The following is a 19,222-nucleotide window of genomic DNA, read 5'->3' as shown; positions in this document are numbered from 1 at the left end:
GAATAGTTGGTGTTACTGATCGTGAATACGCGTGAAGACCCACTCTGTCTCGGTCGAGAGGTCATCCTGATAGCGATAGCCATCAACATTAAACTTCTTGAGCTCTTGCGGGTCTTCGAGCCGATTGTCAATCATATAGCGTGCCATCATGCCACGCGCACGCTTTGCCGAGAAGCCGACAACCTTGGCCGTACCGCCCTTCACTTCCTTGAACACAGGCGTAATTACCGGGCCATCAAGGACCTTGGTCTTGATCGATTTGAAATACTCGTTCGAGGCGAGATTGATCAGACTACGGTCCTTGTGAACTTTGGTGATCTGGTTGATTTCTTTTGAGAGCTTATCATCCCAGAACGCGTAAAGGTCTTTGCCCCGCGGGTTGGAAAGGCGCGTTCCCATTTCCAAACGATAAGGCTGCATCAGATCACGCGGCTTCAGAAGGCCATAAAGGCCCGAAAGCATTCGAAAATGGCTCTCTGCCCAGTCGATGTCTTCGGTCTTCATGGTATCGGCATCAAGGCCGACATAGGTATCACCGCGGAATGCAAAGATCGCCGGTTTGGCATTGGTGCGATCAAACGGACGCGAAAAATGCTGAAAACGCTGATAGTTCAGATCGGCTAGGTTTTCGCTGATGCCCATGAGCTTCATCAGATCGCTGCGGCTTTTTTTGCGCGCGACATCAACAAGTTGTTCGGTGTCGTCCAGAAATGCGGGTTGAGAAACAGACATTTCCGGGACGTCTGTTTCGAAATCCAGCTTCTTGGCCGGGGACACAACAGCAAGCATCAATCTGCCTCTTCTCTTTCATCTCGGTTCGATTTGTCGTAACAAGCCACAAGGCATGGGCAATGTCTAGGGTCCAACCCTATGTACAGGAGTATACGGCTGTACATGGATTTGGACCCTTAGCGTTATCCATAAACTTCTAATCTTGCAGAAAATCCGTCGGTTGCAAGTTTTGACGGATGAAAGGACCCATTATGAGTGAACAAGTTCGCGCGTCGCACATTCTTCTGATGTATGCCGGTTCGGCACGTTCGACCGCCACCCGCACCAAAGACGAAGCCCTGACCGAAATCAACGCGCTTAAAGACCAGATCGCAAACGGTTCCGATTTCGCAGAACTGGCAAAAGCCAATTCTGATTGCCCGTCCGGCCAGCAGGGCGGCGACCTTGGCTTCTTTGGCCGTGGCATGATGGTTCCGGAATTCGATGCCGCTGCGTTCAGCATGGAAGTTGGTTCGACGTCTGACGTGGTTGAGACCGATTTCGGTTACCACCTGCTGCAGCGCACCGCATAAGCAATCGCTTGCGCGTGATGCAAAACGTAAAGGCTGGCATTTGATTGCCAGCCTTTTTCTTTTTTCAGAACCGCCTGTCAGAAATCCACAACCGGGGCATCAAGTTCGTATTGCCCCTTGTGATCTTCGATTTCCAGCACCCAGACATCCGGATCATAGCCAATTTGTTTCCGCCAATATTCATCGCAGACAAACTCGGTTTCGCGGCCCCCATCCGGGCCACCGGCCACCAGCATCCAGCCCAGCTCCCCATCAAGTGTCGTCACACGTGAGTAGACAAAGCACCCTGCGTCAAACCGGTTGAGCTTCACAAGCACGGCGCCGGCATCTTCGTTGCCCTTGTGGGCCACCATCGCCGTAATCAGGTTCGACTGGCAAATCGCGATCTGCGCGCGCACCCACAAACCGGCTTTCAGACGCGGTTGCATCTATACCCCTTTCCGTGACGCGGTCACGTTTTCGGGCATTTGCAGGATCAGGTTCGGGTTTGGGCAGATACTTTCCCAGATATCCCATTCAGACGGTTTGGCAGCGCCAAAGAAGTCCCCTTCGCGCCCCAGCATGTCAAAGATGATCTGAAAATGCAGATGCGGGATCCAGTCGCCATTGATCGGGAAATCACCAAACCGACACAGAAGTTCACCGGCGTTGATTTCCTTGCCCTTGTAAAGCCCGTCTAGGGATTCGCGGCTGAGATGACCATAGAGCGTATAGAACCTGATGCCTTCCGCCGGTTCATGTTGCAAGATAATGGTCGGGCCATAATCCAGATGCAGGTTGTTATCGGCAAAGCTGTGTACAACACCATCCAATGGCGCAAATACCGGCGTATATGCCGGTGCGAACAGATCGATGCCAAGGTGCTGACTGCGGGCCTTGCCATCGTTTTTGAACTGTTCGGACTGATAACAGATGCGGTCTTCGCGATAACGCCCAATCCCGACCGGGGCATTGGCATCAGCCAGTTGCAGCCACATGATTTCGGTCTGGCGCGCCGGATCGCTTTCGCCACCAATCACCACATCGCTGTTTGAAGAAAAGTCGTAGACGATCTTCGCGCATGTTTTGAGGTCGCATTCCATGACCGAGTGAAAAACATCGCGGTTCTCATCGATCCAGGCACGCAGGTTTGCGGCTTCTGGCATCGGCTCGTCGCCGTTTGCAAAGCGGTCCTGATAGGATTGAAGACGTTGGGTTGCGGCAGTCGATCGCAAGGCGGTCACGGTGGTGGCTCCGAAACAGAAAAAGGCAGGGAACGATGCCCTGCCTTTAGCTACATTAATTTTTGCCTGATCGGCAAGCCTTGGCTTACCAGTTGGTCACTTCATATTCACAGGACACATCGTCATCATCGGTGTCGGTCAATGCAACCGTCAGGCGGCGCATCTGTGGATTGAAGCGTTTGATGAAGTTCAACAGCAGCAGTGCTTCTTCGGAAAGCTCGCCCGCGTCTTCGTCATCTTCATCAATTTCGCAAAGCTCGACCAGCTCCAGGAACAGGGCACCAAGGGCGCGTTTGACGTCTTCGCCGCCTTTAAGGCCGCCGGTAAGCTCGCCAAGCGGTGAAAGATCGATTTCGAGTTTCCGCAGGTTTTTGCTCATCTGGTCGATGGCATCTTCATCAAGCACCATTTCGGCCGCGATCATGTGCGTGCCGACTTCGTTGATGTTCATGAAACCGATGAACTCGAACAGGTCGTCTTTGGTGCGACCGTCTTCCAGCAGCTTTTCGGTATGGGCTTCGAATTCTTCGAAGTCGATGTCATCGCCAAGATCGTTTTCAAGATCGCTCATGTCGCTCTCCAATCAAAATTTGCGCTGCTGATACTCTGGATTGTGGAAAAACTCAACCCGGACTGGTGACATGACCATCTGCTATGCATCCATCACATTGCGTGGCAAACAATATTGCGAACGATAGCGCATTATCAATAGGATTAGAATAAATCTGATGGAACGGCTTTGAATGGAACCCGCTATGCCCACCTTCACGCTTCTTGATGTTGTCGCAATTTGTTGGGCGTTTGCCTGGTGGGTTGGTTACACAATTTTTGCCGATGCCAGTTCGCGGCGCCGGAACTCCATCTCCGCCCATATGGCACGCAATCGCCATCGCTGGATGGAACAGATGCTTAAACGCAATATCCGCATGGTGGATACATCAATCGCCAGCAACCTGATCACCGGCATCAGTTTCTTTTCCTCGACAACCATTCTGGTCCTGATCGGCCTGATGGCGCTCCTGGGTTATACCGACAAGGCGATTGAAACTGTCTCTGCCCTGCCCTTTGCTGCTGTCACCACGCCGGCTGTCTGGGAATGCAAGGTGGTGTTGCTGATCGTGATCTTTATTTATGCCTTCTTCAAATTCACGTGGGCGTTTCGGTTATCCAACTATTGCTCCATCCTGATCGGCGCCGCACCGGAAGCCGACGCGCCAGATGCCGCCCGCGCGGCTGCAAGGGCGTCGCGCATGAGCATGATGTCGGCCCACAACTTCAACCGAGGAATTCGCGCCTATTTCTTTGCGCTGTCGGCATTGGGCTGGTTCTATCATCCGCTTGCTTTCATTGTTTGTGCGACCTGGGTGACGCTGGTTCTCTATAATCGGGAATTCCGATCGCACGCACTCGATATCCTGAGCGGTCATCACTGATCAGCACAGCAACGAAAAAGGGCCGCATATGCGGCCCTTTCCTTTATCTGCCAAATTCCGCCTTCAGGCGGCTTGTGCCTTGCGGCGGATCGCGAAGGTCGCAACGATCAGCAACACCAGACCAACCGGCAAAGCGGCACTGTAAAGCAGCGTCCCCCATCCCGATCCTGCATAGATCGTGCCTGCCGACAGCGATGCAATCGCAACGGTGCCAAATACGCAAAACTCGTTGATCGCCTGTACCCGTGCCTGTTCGGACGGACGGTAATTTTCGGTCAGGAACGTCGTCGCACCGACAAACATGAAGTTCCAGCCAACGCCGAGCAACACAAGCGACACCCAGAAATTGCCGATCAGGTCCTGTCCGGCAAGACCAACCGCAAGACAGGCAAAGTTCAGGATTGCACCGGCCTGAATAACCTTAAGCGCACCAAATCGCTTAATCAGGTTACCGGTAAAGAAACCGGGCGCATACATGCCCACTACATGCCACTGAATGATAAAGGCGGCATCACCGAACGCGTAATCGCAATCAAGGATCGCAAGCGGTGTCGCCGTCATGACAAAGCTCATGACCGCATAGCCAAGCGCACCTGCAATGATCGCAACGATGACGGCGGGTTGCCCCATCACGGTCGATAACGGGCGTGCCGGTTCAGGATGCTTGTGCCCGCGCATGTCGGGCAAGCGCAGCTGACCAATGGCGATCACCAGCAAAAACTGCAAGCCGATCAGGGCAACGAAGGTTCCAAGAAACGGGATCGTCTCAAACCAGTCCCGTGCAAAGCTTGCCAGGTTCGGCCCGATAAAGGCCGAGGCAAGACCACCCAGCATGGTGTAGGAAATCGCACGCGCACGGAATTCCGCCGGCGCGGCTTCTGCGGCGGCAAAGCGGTACTGCATGGCGATGGCATTGCCAGCACCAATGCAGGCACATGCCACACAAAGCAGCCAGAAATTGGCGTAGTAGACAGCGCCCATACCAGACACTGCACCCATCATGGCAATGGTCGCCCCCATCCAGAACCCGAATTTTCGGCCCATCTTGGCCATGACAACCGCCGACGGGGCCGTCATCGCCATCATGGCAATCATCATGAAGGCAACAGGAAGGGTTGAAAGGGATTTGTCACTGGCCAGCGAAAAGCCGATCACGGCAGCGACAGTGAAAATCAACGACATCGCGCTGGCAGACAACGCGACGCACAGACTCAAAATCATGATGTTCCGGCGAACTTCCGGGCTCGACATTTTGGGGCTCCCTTCGATGGCGTTGGTGGCGCCGTAATAATGCTTTGAACAAAACCTGCCTTTGGCAAAGGCTTGCGTCTTGCTCTACAAGTTTGTCCTGTTATATTAAGTCTTCACCTTACGGGATAGTATCAATGCACGGCTTTGCCGACAAAAAGTTGAATACCGCCGAAAACACTGCACGCCAGATTGGCGTTGCGGCGGTTCGTGCTGTCCCGAAAGTCGCTTTTTTCAAAGAGCGAACTTGACCTCATCCTGAAATTCCTTTTCTTGTGCATTTACCCCGCGTAAACATGCGGGTCCTATATGTGCATTCCTGAATTATGCCCGCAGATAAAGCAGAGTTGAGCCAACCATGATTGCCCTGACCCTTCCCGATGGTGCCGTGCGCGAATTTGACGGCCCGGTATCGGGTTTCGATGTCGCCAAAAGCATCAGTTCTTCGCTGGCAAAGAAATCCTTTGCCATCATCGTCAACGGTGAAGTGCGCGACCTTGCGCGCGAGATTGACACTGACGCGACTATCGAAATCGTGACCAAGGGCCATGCGGAAGTTCTGCCGCTGATCCGTCACGATTGTGCGCATGTCATGGCCGAAGCCGTCCAGGAACTTTACCCCGATACGCAGGTCACGATTGGCCCGTCGATCGAGAACGGTTTCTATTACGATTTCGCCCGCGAAACGCCGTTTACGCCCGACGATCTTGTGAAGATCGAAAAACAGATGCACAAGATCATCGAACGCAACGAGCCGATCGTGCGTGAGGTCTGGGACCGTGACGAGGCGATCAAGTTCTTTCTTGATAAGGGTGAGAAATACAAAGCCGAGATCATCCGTGATCTTCCGGAAACCGAGACCATTACCTGCTATCGCCAGGGCGATTTCATCGACCTGTGCCGTGGTCCGCATGCACCGTCGACGGGCAAGATCGGCAAGGCCTTCAAATTGATGAAGGTTGCCGGTGCCTATTGGCGTGGCAATTCGGATAACGAAATGCTGCAGCGTATCTATGGCACCTGCTGGGAAAGCAAGGAAGACCTTGATGCGTATCTGCACATGCTTGAAGAAGCAGAAAAGCGCGATCACCGTCGCCTTGGCCGTGAAATGGACCTCTTCCACATGCAGGAAGAGGCCCAGGGCTCTGTCTTCTGGCATGACAAGGGTCTGAAGCTTTATCGCAAGGTCGAAACCTATATCCGTGATCGCCTCGATGCGGCCGGGTATCAGGAAGTTCGTACGCCGCAGTTGGTTGATCGCGTGCTTTGGGAAAAATCCGGTCACTGGGAAAAGTTCCGCGAGAACATGTTCACCACGACCCCGGATGAAGATGATCCCGAGAAGGTGCTGGCGCTTAAGCCGATGAACTGCCCGTGTCACGTGCAGATCTTCCGCCTTGGCAGCAAGTCATATCGTGACCTGCCGCTGCGTATGGCGGAATTTGGCTGCTGTCACCGCAATGAACCGTCTGGTGGTCTGCATGGCATCATGCGTGTTCGTCAGTTCATTCAGGACGATGCGCACATCTTCTGCACCGAAGATCAGATTGTCTCCGAAACCAAGATTTTCTGTGACCTTCTGAAATCGGTCTACAAGGATTTCGGCTTTACCGACATTCTTGTGAAGTTCTCCGACCGTCCGGAAGTGCGTGCCGGTTCTGACGAGATTTGGGACAAGGCCGAAGCGGCGCTCCGCGAAGCAGCTGAAGAAGCGGGTCTGGCACTTGAAGTCAATCCGGGTGAAGGCGCGTTCTATGGACCGAAGCTTGAGTTCGTGCTTCGTGATGCCATTGGTCGTGACTGGCAGTGCGGCACGCTTCAGGCTGACTTCGTTCTGCCGGAACGTCTTGATGCATCCTATATGGGTGAAGACGGTGAAAAACACCGCCCGGTCATGCTGCACCGTGCGATCCTTGGTTCACTTGAACGCTTCATCGGCATTCTGATCGAAAACTATGCCGGTCGTTTGCCGCTGTGGCTGTCACCTGTTCATGCAGTTGTTTGCACAATTACCAATGATGCCGATGACTATGCCCATGAAGTGAAGGCAGCACTTGAAGCCAAGGGCCTGAATGTTGAGCTCGATACCCGTAACGAGAAGATCAACTACAAGGTCCGCGAACACAGCCATGCAAAGGTTCCGATGATCCTTGCGCTTGGCAAACGCGAAGCCGAAGAAAAAACTGCTTCGGTCCGTCGCATTGGCTTCAAGCACCAGAAGACGTTTGGCATTGATGAGCTTGGTGATGCAATGGCGGCGGAAATCCGCGACCGCGTAATCGAAGCCGACTTCTGATCGACGTTAGAAACACAACCAATAAAGCCCGCAAGTTAAATACTTGCGGGCTTTTCTTTTGGCGCAACGTGACCTTATTCAGGCGGAAGTTTGGGTTTGTCCGATGGTGGCAAAGCTGATCCGCCTGCCCCGGACAGATTGAGTTTTGGCAGCCCCGTACCAGTGCTTGCCTGTTGCGCACGGGTTTGGGCGTAGGCCACGGACGGATGGCGCGCATTGCCAAACACCTGCCCGATAAACCGCCAGATCTTTGGCACCAGCCAGACCAGAAGCAGAACGAACAGGGCAAACAACACAAAGAAAACCACCGGATGGAAAGCGACCGTGTACAGTGCGCCAAAGACGGCGACATCCTCGGCGACTGAGGCAATGCTGTTACTAAACGGTTCAGGCGATGTATTGATTGCCGCGCGGCTGCCGGCCTTTGTAAAGTGGCTCCCGGCCGCCACCGTCCCGCCGACCAGCAAGGCAATCGCAGTTTGAACACCGTCGCCCATGCCGGTATCAAGGCCGCTCATGGCGCCTGCGGCAAGGAGTGCGCCGGCGGGAATCCTGATGAAGGTATGAATGGCATCCCAGACACTATCAACGATCGGAATTTTGTCGGCCACGAATTCGATCAGATAAAGGAACATGGCGAGTGCGAGTACCCACCAACTCCCCAGAAGCTGAAGCTCTGGCGGCAAATCAAGCAGCCCGAAATTGTTCAGAAGACCAAGAATAACCACTGTGCCATAGAGGTTTACACCACTGGCCCAGGCCCCGCCCATTCCCAACGCAAGAGTTTCAATTACCCCCACAGATTACGCCCTTTCAAAGCCATAATTCTCACCAACAAGTGAACAGGAAAAACGTTCAGTTGTGATAAATCACACTTTCAGCGCGTCCCGACACACGTATTAATGCCAAACCAGATCACAGAAAGGTACGACGATGGACCGTAACGGTGAAACCCCAAAAATGATCAAGGCATGTGCTGTTATGATGATGCTTGCCACCCCGCTTCTGGCAGGCAACGCTTTTGCAATGGGTAGCTCGGATAGCTGGAGTTCGGAAGGTACCGACCTCTCCGCTGTTACGGAGCTTGTTGATACCGGCATGTACGACATGGCGATCGACAAGATTGAAACCATGCTCGAAGAAGATCCGGAAAATGCCGATCTTTACAATTACCTTGCCTACAGCCAGCGCAAGATGGGTGACTTTGACAGTGCGGCGCAAAACTATGAACGCGCCCTGATGATTGACCCTGAACATGTCGGTGCTCTTGAGTATCAGGGCGAGCTTTTCCTTCAGACCGGGAAACCTGAAATGGCTCAGGAAAACCTTGCGCGACTGGAACAGCTCTGTGGCATGGACTGCGAAGAATACAAAACGCTGGCCAGCAGCATTACGAACTGATCTCTCCCGTTTGACCGCCAAGAGAACCTATTCTTTAGGATAGGTTCTTATTTTTGCACTAACACGCCATATGTCTGTCAAAGTTGTACACGAAAAAACAGGAATAAAGATGACCGACGCGGCACTTAGCAAAAGTTATACTGTGGTTTGCCTGCGCAAGACCGGGAACCTGATGGAGCTCGAGCCGGTATCGGACTACAGTTCTGCCCTGAAGACTGCCAAGGATGCCATCAGCAGCAAAGGCAATTCTGAAGTACGGATCGTTGAAAACAAGTACGACCAAGATACCCGCAAGGAAAAGAAGCAGGTCATCAAGATTTTGACGTCCGAGAACGCGGGCGGTGCTACGGGTGCCTCCGGCCGATCGTCTCAAAGCCGTGGCATGACGCGTGAAACCGCAAACAAGGCAACAAAAGGCATCATAAATATCGTCATCGCCGTAACCGTGCTGATCCTGCTTATCGGGATCATGATTCCATTGGCCATGCGGTGATTTACCGGTCTGCTGTGCCACCCTTCCGAATGCGATACCGCTTGCTTGCTATGTCCCTGATTTCCAAAGACAGCTGATCATCATCGTTGCGTTAGCAGGAGTTGTTTTTGCTGGCGATGAAAGATATAACTTTCTGTAATACAGCGATGATCAGGTGAAGCGTGAAAATCAGGTTTGCGACAACAAACACTCCCCTTCGACGCAACTGGGGAAGAATAACTGCCGCAGCTCTCCTGCCGCTCCTGACTGCTTGCAGCACCTCTGATTTTTCCGGTCTTTGGTTCGGTTCGTCGCACACGTCGCAAGAACTGAGTTCCCCATCGAACGAACAACTGCCTGCAGCGGAAAAAACAAGCTTCAACAGGGCCGCCTGTGGGTTGTTTTTCGGCCACACGGCTTCCACCGGCACCGGTATGGCGAAGGATGGCTCCACCCCATCCGAACCGATTTCACTTGATCGAAGCCCCGAGGATAACTTCCTTCAGGCGATTTCATATGACATGGACGGGAACTATGAAAGTGCGCGCAAGCTTTATGTTTGGCTGACCGCGACGCCGCCCGATGCCAAGATTGATCTCAATTGCGGCCAAGGTGTGCGGCTTTCAGGCAGCATCAACAGCCTTGCCCAGAGGCGCCTTGTCACGCTTGATGCGTCATCCCCGGAATATGCGCGATCCAAAGAAATAGATGCCGTTGTCGCATCCGCCACCGTTGCGCCAGGTCCAGAATTGCCCAATCCGCCGCAGGTCGAACGTGATCGCCGGTTCTATGAAACCGGTGGCGTCGTAGAGGCAGAACCCGAAGCGCCTACCAGTCCCGTCGTTCGGATGGAGATGGAAGTCAGCGAAAACACGGCGCGACTGACGCGTGTTGACCGACAGGCCGCTGCACCCAATGCGACGCCTGCAGCTACGCCCGTCCCCGCAGCTGAGCTAACCAATGGGCCGGCGACCAGTGGAGCCGAAACGGCAGTTTCTAAACTTGCCCCGGTTGCAGCCCCTGCGCCGGTGCCCAGTCAGTCAGTGCAATCCGCGGCACCGGTTCGCGTAATTGCTGCGCCAACGATTGCCGGCGACGCAGCATCAACAGAACATAAGGGTGCAATGGTCACCTCAAACGCGCGCCCGACTGAACAGGGCGAACTTGATATTGTTGACCCTAAACCCGAAGGACCCATGATCGAACTTCCGATCACCTCGACAGAGCCGGTGGCCACACAAAACGCGATGGCGCCATCAACCGGAAACTCGGCACCACCGGAAACTAAGATCAGCCAAACCACGCAAAGTGATAACCCCTACTACGCTGTTCAACTTGCGGCGTATCGTTCGCGCGGACGTGCGGAAGATGCGTGGTTGAAGTTCCGGAACGCATCGCATGGTATGCTGGCTGCCGCAGACCATGAAGTCGTCAGCATCGCGATTGAAGGCAAAGGTCTGTTCTTCCGCCTGCTAACCGGAATGTATGCTTCCTCTGCCGAGGCAACGCAGGCTTGCAACAGCTTGAAATCTGCCGGGACGGATTGCCTGGTTCGACGCGTCAGTCCTTAGACCGCTGCCTGGCGGATGCCGCCATCTTCTCAGATCGCATCAAGCCATCCGGGCGGGTTTTCTGACCGTGTCTTCGAACGAACCCCGGCATCTTTCCCAAAAAATATTCGATCCTGGCGTTGTGCCGGTAATACCGCCAGCGCAGATGCTGGATAAATCGTCGCGTTCGTTTCGATCCCGCTGCCAGCAATGGAATACCAAGTGCAATAAACACCATGCCAAAAAATGGTGGCGGCAATGGCAGGAACACAAGCCCGACCAGCAAACTGAACGCCCCCAAAAGCATCAAAGCTGTCGATTTCAAATGCTTGAACCTGTGCAAAGCCATTCCATCATGCAGTTCCATGGACTTTGGATGCGGATTATCCGCATGATTGGTGGCGCCGCCAAAAGAATGTTCAAAGACATTTGATCAAGACGGGAATTGCTATTGTGCGCGTCTGGAGTACATTGCAGGCATGAACGCAAATTCTTCTTCGGGAAATCAAGACATGTTCTCCGTGCTGAAATCAGACAAACCCAAAATGCCAACCGCTGACACCGCGCTTCCGGGGCGCGACGAAACATTGCCGGTTGCCGATTCCAATATCGTCACAGGCCATCCGATGAAGGGCCCCTTCCCGGATCATCTGGAAATTGCCGTCTTTGGCATGGGATGCTTCTGGGGGGCGGAACGCCTGTTCTGGAAAGCTGAAGGCGTTTACAGCACTGCTGTTGGCTATGCCGGTGGCTTCACCAAAAACCCGACCTATCGCGAAGTTTGCAGTGGCATGACAGGCCATGCCGAAGTGGTATTGGTCGTCTTTGATCCTGCCGTAACGTCCTATTCAGCGCTTTTGAAGCTGTTTTGGGAAAACCACGACCCGACTCAGGGCATGCGTCAAGGCAATGACATCGGCACCCAGTACAGGTCTGTCATCTACACCTTTACGCCTGAACAACAGCAAGCGGCTGTTCAGTCGCGTCAGGACTACAACGCCGCACTGAAAGAAGCAGGTCAAGCCGACGTGACAACCGAAGTCACCGAGACACCGGAATTCTTTTATGCCGAGGACTTCCATCAGCAATACCTTCACAAGAATCCTGATGGCTATTGCGGGCTTGGCGGCACCGGCGTTTCCTGCCCGGGTATGTAAACAGCAATACGACGTAACAGGATAACTTTGGTCCGTGGAAGAACGCCGGTCTTTAGACCGGCTTTCCTCCATATTCACGGCTCAGGTCGGCGCAGACACGGCGTATTTTAAGCCCCAATTGCTCGATATGGTCGTTTGGAATACGGGCCGCGGGCCCCGAAAGTGATAATGCCGCAATTGGCAAACCCGTTTCATCACGGACAACGCCCGCGACACAACGCAGACCAACCGCGTGCTCTTCATCATCAAGGGCATAGCCACGCTGACGGCAACGCTCCAGATCCTTTTCAAGAGCTTCCTGGGTTATCAGGGTTCGTTCGGTAATTTTGGGCAACCCATGCTTTGCCACGACCGAATGCAGTTCTTCTTCCGGCAAAAAGGCAAGCAAAGCCTTGCCAACGCCCGAGCAGTGCATCAAGGCCCGACGACCGGGTGTGACGAGTGCGCGCATCATTTTGCGGCATTCCACCTGCGACAGGAAGATGACCTCCCCACCATCTGCGACCGCAAGATTGACGGTTTCACCGCTGTCTTCCATGAGTGCGCGCATATAGGGGCGCGCGATCTGGCTGAGGTTACGATTCTTGGTAAATGAATTGCCGACGCTGAAAGCCTGCACCCCGACGAACCAAAGGGTGCGCTCCCCCTCGAACGATACATAGCGTTCGTGCTGCATGGTGGTCAGCAACCGGTGTGCTGTCGAGGGCGGTAATTTCACCTGATGGGAAATTTCGGTCAGGGTCATCCCGTCTTCGCTTTCGGCAAGCGCGTTGAGGATACTTAACGCCCGTACCAGTGACTGGACTTGCTGCATTCAGCGACTACTCCCTGTGCGCGGTCGATTTGACCGACCATCATTGTCGTGTTCTCTGAATGTTAGGAGATCATTGCGCTGCTTGCACGGACTTTTGGCGGACCCAGACGAAAGTGGTGTACCCGACCAGATAGACCGTAGCAGCACCAAAGGCACACAGCGTGCCCAAGCCAAGACCAAGAACAGGATAACCAAGGGTCACGGCAAGGATATAAACCCATAATGCCCCCATTCCTCTGGGAAAGTTTCGAATAACCGTATGCACCGGTTCGGCCCCATAGGTGAAATGAAGGATCAGCATCATGGGATAGAGTGTTACGGGGAAACCTGACAACAATCCTGCCCAGCGCGGACCAATCCACGCCGCCATGCCGCTGATGACCAGAACGATGATTGCCGCCAGTGAAGCGCGAAGCAAAACAACACGCTTGGTCAGGCGAACCCGATTGAGAATACGCACATTCTCGATCTTGCGGAAAAGAATGAGTGCGACAACGATCGCAACCAGCAAAATCACCGCCGCCTGCGTCAAGCTCATCGGTGCAAGCTGAAACAACCAGGAGACCGACAGATAAGTGACAAACGCGCCGAGCGAACTGAGCAGAATCTGTGGAAAGACAGGCAGGCGCACGCATTGGCGCGACACAATGAAATAGGCATAGAGGAAGGTTAAGGTCGCAATCAGGCCGGGCAAGGCGTACACCGCGCTTTCACTTGCGAAGGCAACACCTTGCTCAATTGCGATGAAATACAAAAGGATGGCTGTTCCCAACGGGTAACCTGACAGCACGCCGGCGACACGTGGCCCTGCTCTTTCTGCAAGCATCGAAAGCCCCAGCACCGTTCCGATTGACACGGCAATTTTGGCAAGGATCAGTTCCAACAGCTTTCATCCTTTAAGGCAGATACGATGACATTTTATCAATAAAGTGACAGCATCGTTAGCTCTTTTCACGCCAAGGGGCAAGCGCAAACACCTGCGCACAAAACAAAAGAAGACGGGCACCAACACAAGTTGCCCGTCTTCTTTTAGCAGATAGATATCGTGGTTCGCCTAGACGTCTACAGTTAGGCGACGGCATTTTCCGCTCTTGGTGTTTGCACGATAACCCCACGCCAGCCGAGCCCTTGATAGGTTTCGTAACCCGGCGTCAAGGCGTAGGCCACAAGGGATCCGTCTTCAAGCAGATAGGCCCCGCGGGCAGGATCATCGACCCGCAGATTAAATGTTTCGCTGAGCACGCCGCGGTCATCGGAAGCAGCAAGAACCCGATTTTTTGCGTCGATCAACATCACCCGGGTACGTTCACGTTCTTCCGCGTTGAAGTTCAGCGATTTAACGATCATCGGTGCCTGGCTTTCCCAGTCAAAAAAGACGCCCAAAACACCGATCACATCGCCATCAACGGCACCGCCCCGGCGTACGGCGGTCGCATAAGTCGGGGATGCGGCGTTGTTTAGCAGTGAATTGGATGCCACATCCGCGACGGCATAGTGTCCACCATCGCGACAGCGCAACGCTTCCTGAAACCAGCCCTGATCAGAAACATTTTTCCCCATCACGCGATAGGAGTCCGGGCGTCCGTTGGCAATGACGTTGCCGTTCCGGTCAGCCACCCAAAGATCGAGATACACGGTATAGGAATCAAGGATCACACCGAGCCGTTCCGATGCACGCGACGCAAACGCAGGGTCTTGCAGATTTTCACAAACATCGACCACGGCCGCGTCGGTTGCCCACCAACGCACATCGCAAGATCTTTCGTACAGGTTGCGATCCATCAATTCGACAGAATAACGGGCAAGGTCGGCAAAACGATCACCACGAACCGTCTGCGCTGTTTTCTCCAGATCGGAGGCAAGCGTCAGAAACATGTCTTCAAGTTCTTCGGTAATCACGTTCACACGCTGCGAGATTTCCTTGACCTCGTTGGCAACAACGCCAAAACCCCGGCCCACTTCGCCTGCGCGTGCGGCCTCGATCAACGCATTCAGTGCAAGAGTTCGTGTTGCCCGTGTAACGGCCTTGATTTCGGTAATTTTATCATTGGCTTGCCCGGAAATTGCTGTCGCAACCTGCAGAATTCTTTCTGGCATTTAAATAAAGCTCCCATATGCGCATCAGGTTTCCTCCTGGCTGCTGATCGCGTGCTTTTATTCGCCATCCATTCTGCTTGTCTTTGCAGCACTGATATCTAATAAGCCACTTATACCATTACGTAAATACAGGATTATATTCGGACCACACGGCTATCTCATTGGCGTATGCCATTTCCATCCTGACGCGAGTGGATACATCACATCAAAACCATTGATCGACACGTCGACAGTTAGCGCAGAGCGTTAAAGTACCGCGCAAACCGATGCAATATTTAGGCTGTAAATTCGAGGATCGAATCCGCAAGCAGCTTAATCCCTGTCAGGAACAACAGGCTATAGCAAACCCGGTAGAACAATTTGACACTGACTTTGTCATGCGCCCACAAGCCAAGCCACGTCCCGAACAGCGCGATCGGCACGAACAAAAGTGATGTTCCAAGGTTGGATGCATCGAATTGCCCAAGCAGCGCATACGGGATCAGTTTGACGTAATTGACGACAATGAAGAACATGACTGTCGTACCGACAAAGATCGATTTGTCCATTCGTTGCGGCAGCAGATAAACCGATACCGGTGGCCCGCCCGCGTGGGCGACGAAACTGGTGAAACCTGCCAGCGCACCAAGAACCGTGCCCTTACCAATCGTTGCCTTGCCCGGTGCACCGGTTTCCTTCCGGCCACGGAGCCAATGATCTAGGGTAAAGATGATCGCGATCATCGCGATGATCAGTTTGACGGCTGCCTCGTTCAGGTAGCTGAAAGACAATGTCCCGACAAGAATGCCCAGCAATGCGGCCGGCACCAGGATCTTCATGTTCCGGCGATCCCAGCGGTTGCGATAGGCCCAGACATTTGCAAGGTCCATCAGGCACAGGATGGGAAGCATGATCGCCGCGGCGGCCTGTGGCGATACTGCCAACGCCATCAAAGGCACAGCCACAACACCGAGCCCGCCGCCAAAGCCGCTTTTTGAGACACCGGCGATCAAGACGGCGGGAATGCCGACAACATAGAAAAACGGATCCGAGATAAATTCCATCGGAAGTCCTTGTTATTTGGGGGAATTTAGGGATCGCGGGCAACGTATATGGACGGCGCGCGTCCCTATTCTTCAAGAAGACGCGGCATGAGCTCGACGAAGTTGCACGGCCGATGGCGGATATCAAGCTGATAGGTCAGAATTTCGTCCCAGGCATCTTTGCATGCCCCGGTCGATCCGGGTAACGCAAACATATAGGTTCCCATACATACCCCCGCAGTCGCACGTGATTGCACGGTGGATGTGCCAATTTTCTGATATGATATCCAACGGAACAGTTCGCCGAAGCCGGGTATTTCCTTTTCGTAGATTGCCCGGTGGGCCTCCACCGTCACGTCGCGCCCGGTAACACCTGTGCCGCCGGTGGTAATGATCACATCGACATCCGGGTTTGAGCACCAAGCACCGAGCTGCTTGCGCAAAGCCAATTGATCGTCTTTCAGGATTTTGCGTTCATAAACGTGATGGCCCTTGGCGATGATGCGTTCGCAAAGAACCTCGCCCGAGGTGTCGTTATGGAGATCGCGCGTATCGCTGACGGTCAATACGGCAATATTGATCGATACAAAGGGTTGGCTTTCGTCAATACCTGCCACGGTTATCTCCATGTCTCGTGAAATGCTGTGTCAACCTAATATGCCCAGACAGGCGTGCAAGCGTTTTCACGTGCAAGACACACCTGCATCGCAACCCAACGAATCACGATAGAATAAAAACCGGTCGCCATTTGATATTTTATTAGCCTTGTGGGCTATTTTTAAGCTCCAACTCACAATATTTTTGAGCGCTGCAAGTTTAGACATTTATCAATTAAATACATATACTTAATAAATAGATCTCACCTTATATATGATAAAAAATAAGCCAATTGGTATTACCAATAAAGGACATCTGTGTTACTTCACTTGCTGGTCCGCATTTTTACGCCTAGAAAAAGCGGTAAAGGACTACCAATTTGGCGCCCTCAAAGGATGCGCCGACCAGATCGAAACGTTCGGCAGGAAACAGAGGACTCATGATGAGCGACTTTCTTTGGCAACCGACGAAAGAACGCGTTGAAAATGCAAACGTCACCCGCTTTCGCGACTGGGTGAATGAAAAGCATGCGCTTAACCTTCAGAGTTTCACCGAACTCTATGACTGGTCCGTTGCCGAGATTGAACGTTTCTGGCCTGCTCTTATCGAATATGCCGACCTGAAAGCGGAAACATGGGGCGAACGTGTGCTGATCGACGGCAACAAAATGCCGGGCGCCCAGTTCTTCCCGGACGCGCGCCTGAACTTTGCCGAGAACCTTCTGGTCCGTGATGACGACACCGACGCCCTGATTTTCTGGGGTGAAGACAAGGTCAAAAGCCGCCTGTCCTGGGCGGACCTTAATATTGCGGTATCGAAATTCTCGCAGGCCCTTCGCGCCGAGGGCGTTGGCAAGGGTGATCGCGTATGCGGCTATATGCCAAACATGTCGGAAACCGTGATTGCGATGCTGGCAACGGCAGCCATCGGGGCAACCTGGTCCTCCGCCTCCCCTGATTTCGGCGTTCAGGGTGTTGTAGACCGCTTTGGCCAGATCGAACCAACCGTGATGATCACCGTTGACGGTTATCACTATAACGGCAAGCAACACGACATCCGTGAAAAGGTTCACGATGTTGTCGAGCGGATCGACAGCCTGAAAAAGGTTGTCATCGTGCCCTATGCCTTTGACGGCGCCAACACGACGGATATCCGCAACGCCGTCACCTATGACGATTTCATTGCCACCTTCCGGACCGAGAAAATCGTCTTCGAACAGGTCGAATTCAATCATCCGCTTTATGTGATGTTTTCGTCCGGCACGACGGGTAAGCCGAAATGTATTGTTCACGGCACGGGCGGAACGCTGCTGAAACAGGTTTCGGAACATATTCTGCATTGTGATGTCGCGCCCGGTGATCGCGTTTTCTATTTCACCACTTGTGGCTGGATGATGTGGAACTGGTTGATGGCTGGTCTTGCGGCCGGTGCAACGCTTCTGCTTTATGATGGCTCGCCCTTCTATCCGAGCGGCAACATCCTGTTTGATTATGCCGATGCAGAAGGCATGACGCTGTTTGGCACATCTGCCAAATATATCGATGCGTTGGCCAAGGCCGAACTCAAACCGCGCGAAACACACGATCTGTCCACTGTTCGTGCAATGACGTCAACCGGCTCGCCGCTTGCGCCGGAAAGCTTCGATTACGTTTATCGCGACATCAAGGAAGACATTCATCTGGCGTCCATTTCAGGCGGCACAGATATCCTTGGCTGCTTTGTGCTGGCTTGCCCCGTCCTTCCGGTCAAACGTGGTGTCATCCAGACCCGTGCCCTTGGTGTTGCTGTGGACGTGTTTGACGACGATGGCAACTCAGTGCGGAACGAAAAAGGTGAACTGGTCTGCACCAAACCATTCCCATCGATGCCGGTCGGCTTCTGGAACGACCCGGATGGTTCGCGGTATCACAGCGCCTATTTTGACCGGTTTGATAACATCTGGTGCCATGGCGACTATGTCGAGCTTGATGATGATGGCGGCATGGTCATTTATGGCCGCTCGGATGCGACCCTTAACCCCGGCGGCGTTCGCATCGGCACGGCAGAGATTTATCGTCAGGTAGAAAAACTACCTGAAATTCAGGAATCGATTGTGATCGGCCAGGACTGGGATAACGACGTTCGGGTGATCCTGTTTGTTGTGCTCCGCGACAATTACGAATTGGATACCGCCCTGATCGACAAGATCAAGAAGCAGATCCGCAACAACTGCACCCCACGCCACGTCCCTGCCAAGGTGCTTGCGGTTGCCGATATCCCGCGGACAAAATCGGGGAAAATTACTGAACTTGCTGTTCGTGATGTTGTCCACGGACGGCCGGTAAAAAATCAGGAAGCCTTGGCCAACCCGACGGCACTGGAACTGTTTTCCAACCTGTCGGAACTGAAAACCTGATCAAGACAAGCCCCGCATCTCGAAGCGGGGCTTTTTCGTGCCGATCCTGTTTTGCAAGATGCTCGACCGCGCTGCTTAACGAATGTCGCTCCCGATTCCGCAGTGCAACGATGCGTATTTTTTAAACAGTGTGAACTGATGCACTTTTTTTGATCATGACTGATTGTTTGGTGAAAAAAAGTTCGTGCAATTCTCGGTCTTGCCGGTGATCAG

At 53.4% G+C, this 19,222-nt stretch carries 21 protein-coding genes; 8 read left to right on the top strand and 13 right to left on the bottom strand.

Features of this window, described 5'->3' with window-relative positions:
- Positions 1–12: 12 nt before the first annotated feature.
- A complete protein-coding gene (gene yaaA, locus DY252_RS11845; protein ID WP_064789669.1) occupies positions 13–789 on the bottom strand; it encodes a peroxide stress protein YaaA in 777 nt (258 codons plus the stop codon).
- Between the two features lie 194 nt (positions 790–983).
- Between yaaA and DY252_RS11840 the strand changes: the two genes are divergently transcribed.
- The gene (locus DY252_RS11840; RefSeq protein WP_063089685.1) at positions 984–1,304 is read left to right on the top strand and encodes a peptidylprolyl isomerase; all 321 of its coding nucleotides are present in this window, start codon (positions 984–986) and stop codon (positions 1,302–1,304) included.
- 77 nt (positions 1,305–1,381) lie between these two features.
- On the opposite strand, the gene DY252_RS11835 is transcribed toward DY252_RS11840, so the two are convergent.
- The 3 genes from DY252_RS11835 to DY252_RS11825 all read right to left on the bottom strand — a co-directional run bounded on the left by DY252_RS11835 (position 1,382) and on the right by DY252_RS11825 (position 3,098).
- On the bottom strand, positions 1,382–1,732 hold the full coding sequence (locus DY252_RS11835) for a DUF1491 family protein (protein ID WP_064789668.1): 351 nt from the start codon (positions 1,730–1,732) through the stop codon (positions 1,382–1,384).
- Positions 1,733–2,527 carry a peptidoglycan DD-metalloendopeptidase family protein gene (locus DY252_RS11830; RefSeq protein ID WP_064789667.1) on the bottom strand — a complete coding sequence of 265 codons (795 nt, stop codon included), beginning with the start codon at positions 2,525–2,527 and terminating at the stop codon, positions 1,733–1,735.
- Positions 2,528–2,612: 85 nt separating this feature from the next.
- Positions 2,613–3,098 carry a hypothetical protein gene (locus DY252_RS11825; protein ID WP_008890721.1) on the bottom strand — a complete coding sequence of 162 codons (486 nt, stop codon included), beginning with the start codon at positions 3,096–3,098 and terminating at the stop codon, positions 2,613–2,615.
- 184 nt (positions 3,099–3,282) lie between these two features.
- On the opposite strand from DY252_RS11825, the gene DY252_RS11820 reads away from it, so the two are divergent.
- Entirely contained in the window at positions 3,283–3,960 is a 678-nt protein-coding gene (locus tag DY252_RS11820) for a DUF599 domain-containing protein (protein WP_064789666.1), read from the top strand.
- 63 nt (positions 3,961–4,023) lie between these two features.
- Here DY252_RS11820 and DY252_RS11815 read toward each other — a convergent pair whose 3' ends face one another.
- Positions 4,024–5,211, bottom strand: coding sequence for an MFS transporter (locus DY252_RS11815; RefSeq protein ID WP_064789665.1), 1,188 nt, complete (start codon positions 5,209–5,211; stop codon positions 4,024–4,026).
- 355 nt (positions 5,212–5,566) lie between these two features.
- Here DY252_RS11815 and thrS point away from each other — a divergent pair, with 355 nt between their 5' ends.
- Positions 5,567–7,504 (top strand): threonine--tRNA ligase, encoded by a 1,938-nt coding sequence (gene thrS / locus DY252_RS11810; protein WP_008890724.1) that lies wholly within the window; start codon positions 5,567–5,569, stop codon positions 7,502–7,504.
- A gap of 74 nt (positions 7,505–7,578) precedes the next feature.
- On the opposite strand, the gene DY252_RS11805 is transcribed toward thrS, so the two are convergent.
- Positions 7,579–8,304: a DUF4126 domain-containing protein gene (locus DY252_RS11805; RefSeq protein WP_064789664.1), complete on the bottom strand. Its 726-nt coding sequence runs from the start codon at positions 8,302–8,304 to the stop codon at positions 7,579–7,581.
- A gap of 133 nt (positions 8,305–8,437) precedes the next feature.
- Between DY252_RS11805 and DY252_RS11800 the strand changes: the two genes are divergently transcribed.
- Complete coding sequence (locus DY252_RS11800; protein ID WP_063089694.1) at positions 8,438–8,905, top strand: tetratricopeptide repeat protein; 468 nt, start codon at positions 8,438–8,440, stop codon at positions 8,903–8,905.
- Between the two features lie 109 nt (positions 8,906–9,014).
- Positions 9,015–9,398: a hypothetical protein gene (locus tag DY252_RS11795; protein ID WP_064789663.1), complete on the top strand. Its 384-nt coding sequence runs from the start codon at positions 9,015–9,017 to the stop codon at positions 9,396–9,398.
- A gap of 91 nt (positions 9,399–9,489) precedes the next feature.
- Here DY252_RS11795 and DY252_RS22355 read toward each other — a convergent pair whose 3' ends face one another.
- Positions 9,490–9,759 carry a hypothetical protein gene (locus tag DY252_RS22355; protein WP_156518948.1) on the bottom strand — a complete coding sequence of 90 codons (270 nt, stop codon included), beginning with the start codon at positions 9,757–9,759 and terminating at the stop codon, positions 9,490–9,492.
- Between the two features lie 52 nt (positions 9,760–9,811).
- On the opposite strand from DY252_RS22355, the gene DY252_RS11790 reads away from it, so the two are divergent.
- Complete coding sequence (locus DY252_RS11790; protein WP_129542724.1) at positions 9,812–10,948, top strand: SPOR domain-containing protein; 1,137 nt, start codon at positions 9,812–9,814, stop codon at positions 10,946–10,948.
- Here DY252_RS11790 and DY252_RS11785 read toward each other — a convergent pair.
- Complete coding sequence (locus tag DY252_RS11785) at positions 10,938–11,294, bottom strand: PGPGW domain-containing protein (protein WP_082923545.1); 357 nt, start codon at positions 11,292–11,294, stop codon at positions 10,938–10,940. The genes DY252_RS11790 and DY252_RS11785 overlap by 11 nt on opposite strands.
- A 145-nt stretch (positions 11,295–11,439) precedes the next feature.
- Here DY252_RS11785 and msrA point away from each other — a divergent pair, with 145 nt between their 5' ends.
- Positions 11,440–12,084 (top strand): peptide-methionine (S)-S-oxide reductase MsrA, encoded by a 645-nt coding sequence (gene msrA, locus DY252_RS11780; protein WP_064789660.1) that lies wholly within the window; start codon positions 11,440–11,442, stop codon positions 12,082–12,084.
- A gap of 52 nt (positions 12,085–12,136) precedes the next feature.
- Here msrA and DY252_RS11775 read toward each other — a convergent pair whose 3' ends face one another.
- The 5 genes from DY252_RS11775 to moaB form a co-directional block, all read right to left on the bottom strand.
- Positions 12,137–12,898, bottom strand: coding sequence for an IclR family transcriptional regulator (locus tag DY252_RS11775; RefSeq protein WP_008890731.1), 762 nt, complete (start codon positions 12,896–12,898; stop codon positions 12,137–12,139).
- Between the two features lie 70 nt (positions 12,899–12,968).
- A complete protein-coding gene (locus DY252_RS11770) occupies positions 12,969–13,781 on the bottom strand; it encodes a hypothetical protein (protein ID WP_063089705.1) in 813 nt (270 codons plus the stop codon).
- A 185-nt stretch (positions 13,782–13,966) separates the two neighbouring features.
- Positions 13,967–14,995, bottom strand: a complete 1,029-nt coding sequence (locus DY252_RS22680) for a methyl-accepting chemotaxis protein (protein ID WP_064789659.1) — start codon at positions 14,993–14,995, stop codon at positions 13,967–13,969.
- A gap of 275 nt (positions 14,996–15,270) precedes the next feature.
- A complete protein-coding gene (locus tag DY252_RS11760; protein ID WP_064789658.1) occupies positions 15,271–16,038 on the bottom strand; it encodes a sulfite exporter TauE/SafE family protein in 768 nt (255 codons plus the stop codon).
- 65 nt (positions 16,039–16,103) lie between these two features.
- Positions 16,104–16,634, bottom strand: a complete 531-nt coding sequence (gene moaB / locus DY252_RS11755) for a molybdenum cofactor biosynthesis protein B (protein ID WP_040823811.1) — start codon at positions 16,632–16,634, stop codon at positions 16,104–16,106.
- 422 nt (positions 16,635–17,056) lie between these two features.
- Here moaB and DY252_RS11750 point away from each other — a divergent pair, with 422 nt between their 5' ends.
- On the top strand, positions 17,057–19,009 hold the full coding sequence (locus DY252_RS11750; protein WP_064789657.1) for an acetoacetate--CoA ligase: 1,953 nt from the start codon (positions 17,057–17,059) through the stop codon (positions 19,007–19,009).
- Positions 19,010–19,222 lie beyond the last annotated feature (213 nt).

Source organism: Thalassospira indica, from assembly GCF_003403095.1.
GTDB classification, from domain to species: Bacteria; Pseudomonadota; Alphaproteobacteria; order Rhodospirillales; family Thalassospiraceae; genus Thalassospira; species Thalassospira indica.
Note: the sequence above shows the minus strand (reverse complement) of the source record. Positions and strands in the feature narration are given on the sequence as shown.

Coding starts and splice junctions, on each gene's coding strand:
- yaaA (WP_064789669.1), bottom strand. CDS start 789: ATGCTTGCTGTTGTGTCCCCGGCCAAGAAGCTGGATTTCGAAACAGAC.
- DY252_RS11840 (WP_063089685.1), top strand. CDS start 984: ATGAGTGAACAAGTTCGCGCGTCGCACATTCTTCTGATGTATGCCGGT.
- DY252_RS11835 (WP_064789668.1), bottom strand. CDS start 1,732: ATGCAACCGCGTCTGAAAGCCGGTTTGTGGGTGCGCGCGCAGATCGCG.
- DY252_RS11825 (WP_008890721.1), bottom strand. CDS start 3,098: ATGAGCGATCTTGAAAACGATCTTGGCGATGACATCGACTTCGAAGAA.
- DY252_RS11820 (WP_064789666.1), top strand. CDS start 3,283: ATGCCCACCTTCACGCTTCTTGATGTTGTCGCAATTTGTTGGGCGTTT.
- DY252_RS11815 (WP_064789665.1), bottom strand. CDS start 5,211: ATGTCGAGCCCGGAAGTTCGCCGGAACATCATGATTTTGAGTCTGTGC.
- thrS (WP_008890724.1), top strand. CDS start 5,567: ATGATTGCCCTGACCCTTCCCGATGGTGCCGTGCGCGAATTTGACGGC.
- DY252_RS11800 (WP_063089694.1), top strand. CDS start 8,438: ATGGACCGTAACGGTGAAACCCCAAAAATGATCAAGGCATGTGCTGTT.
- DY252_RS11795 (WP_064789663.1), top strand. CDS start 9,015: ATGACCGACGCGGCACTTAGCAAAAGTTATACTGTGGTTTGCCTGCGC.
- DY252_RS11790 (WP_129542724.1), top strand. CDS start 9,812: ATGGCGAAGGATGGCTCCACCCCATCCGAACCGATTTCACTTGATCGA.
- DY252_RS11785 (WP_082923545.1), bottom strand. CDS start 11,294: ATGGAACTGCATGATGGAATGGCTTTGCACAGGTTCAAGCATTTGAAA.
- msrA (WP_064789660.1), top strand. CDS start 11,440: ATGTTCTCCGTGCTGAAATCAGACAAACCCAAAATGCCAACCGCTGAC.
- DY252_RS11775 (WP_008890731.1), bottom strand. CDS start 12,898: ATGCAGCAAGTCCAGTCACTGGTACGGGCGTTAAGTATCCTCAACGCG.
- DY252_RS22680 (WP_064789659.1), bottom strand. CDS start 14,995: ATGCCAGAAAGAATTCTGCAGGTTGCGACAGCAATTTCCGGGCAAGCC.
- DY252_RS11760 (WP_064789658.1), bottom strand. CDS start 16,038: ATGGAATTTATCTCGGATCCGTTTTTCTATGTTGTCGGCATTCCCGCC.
- DY252_RS11750 (WP_064789657.1), top strand. CDS start 17,057: ATGAGCGACTTTCTTTGGCAACCGACGAAAGAACGCGTTGAAAATGCA.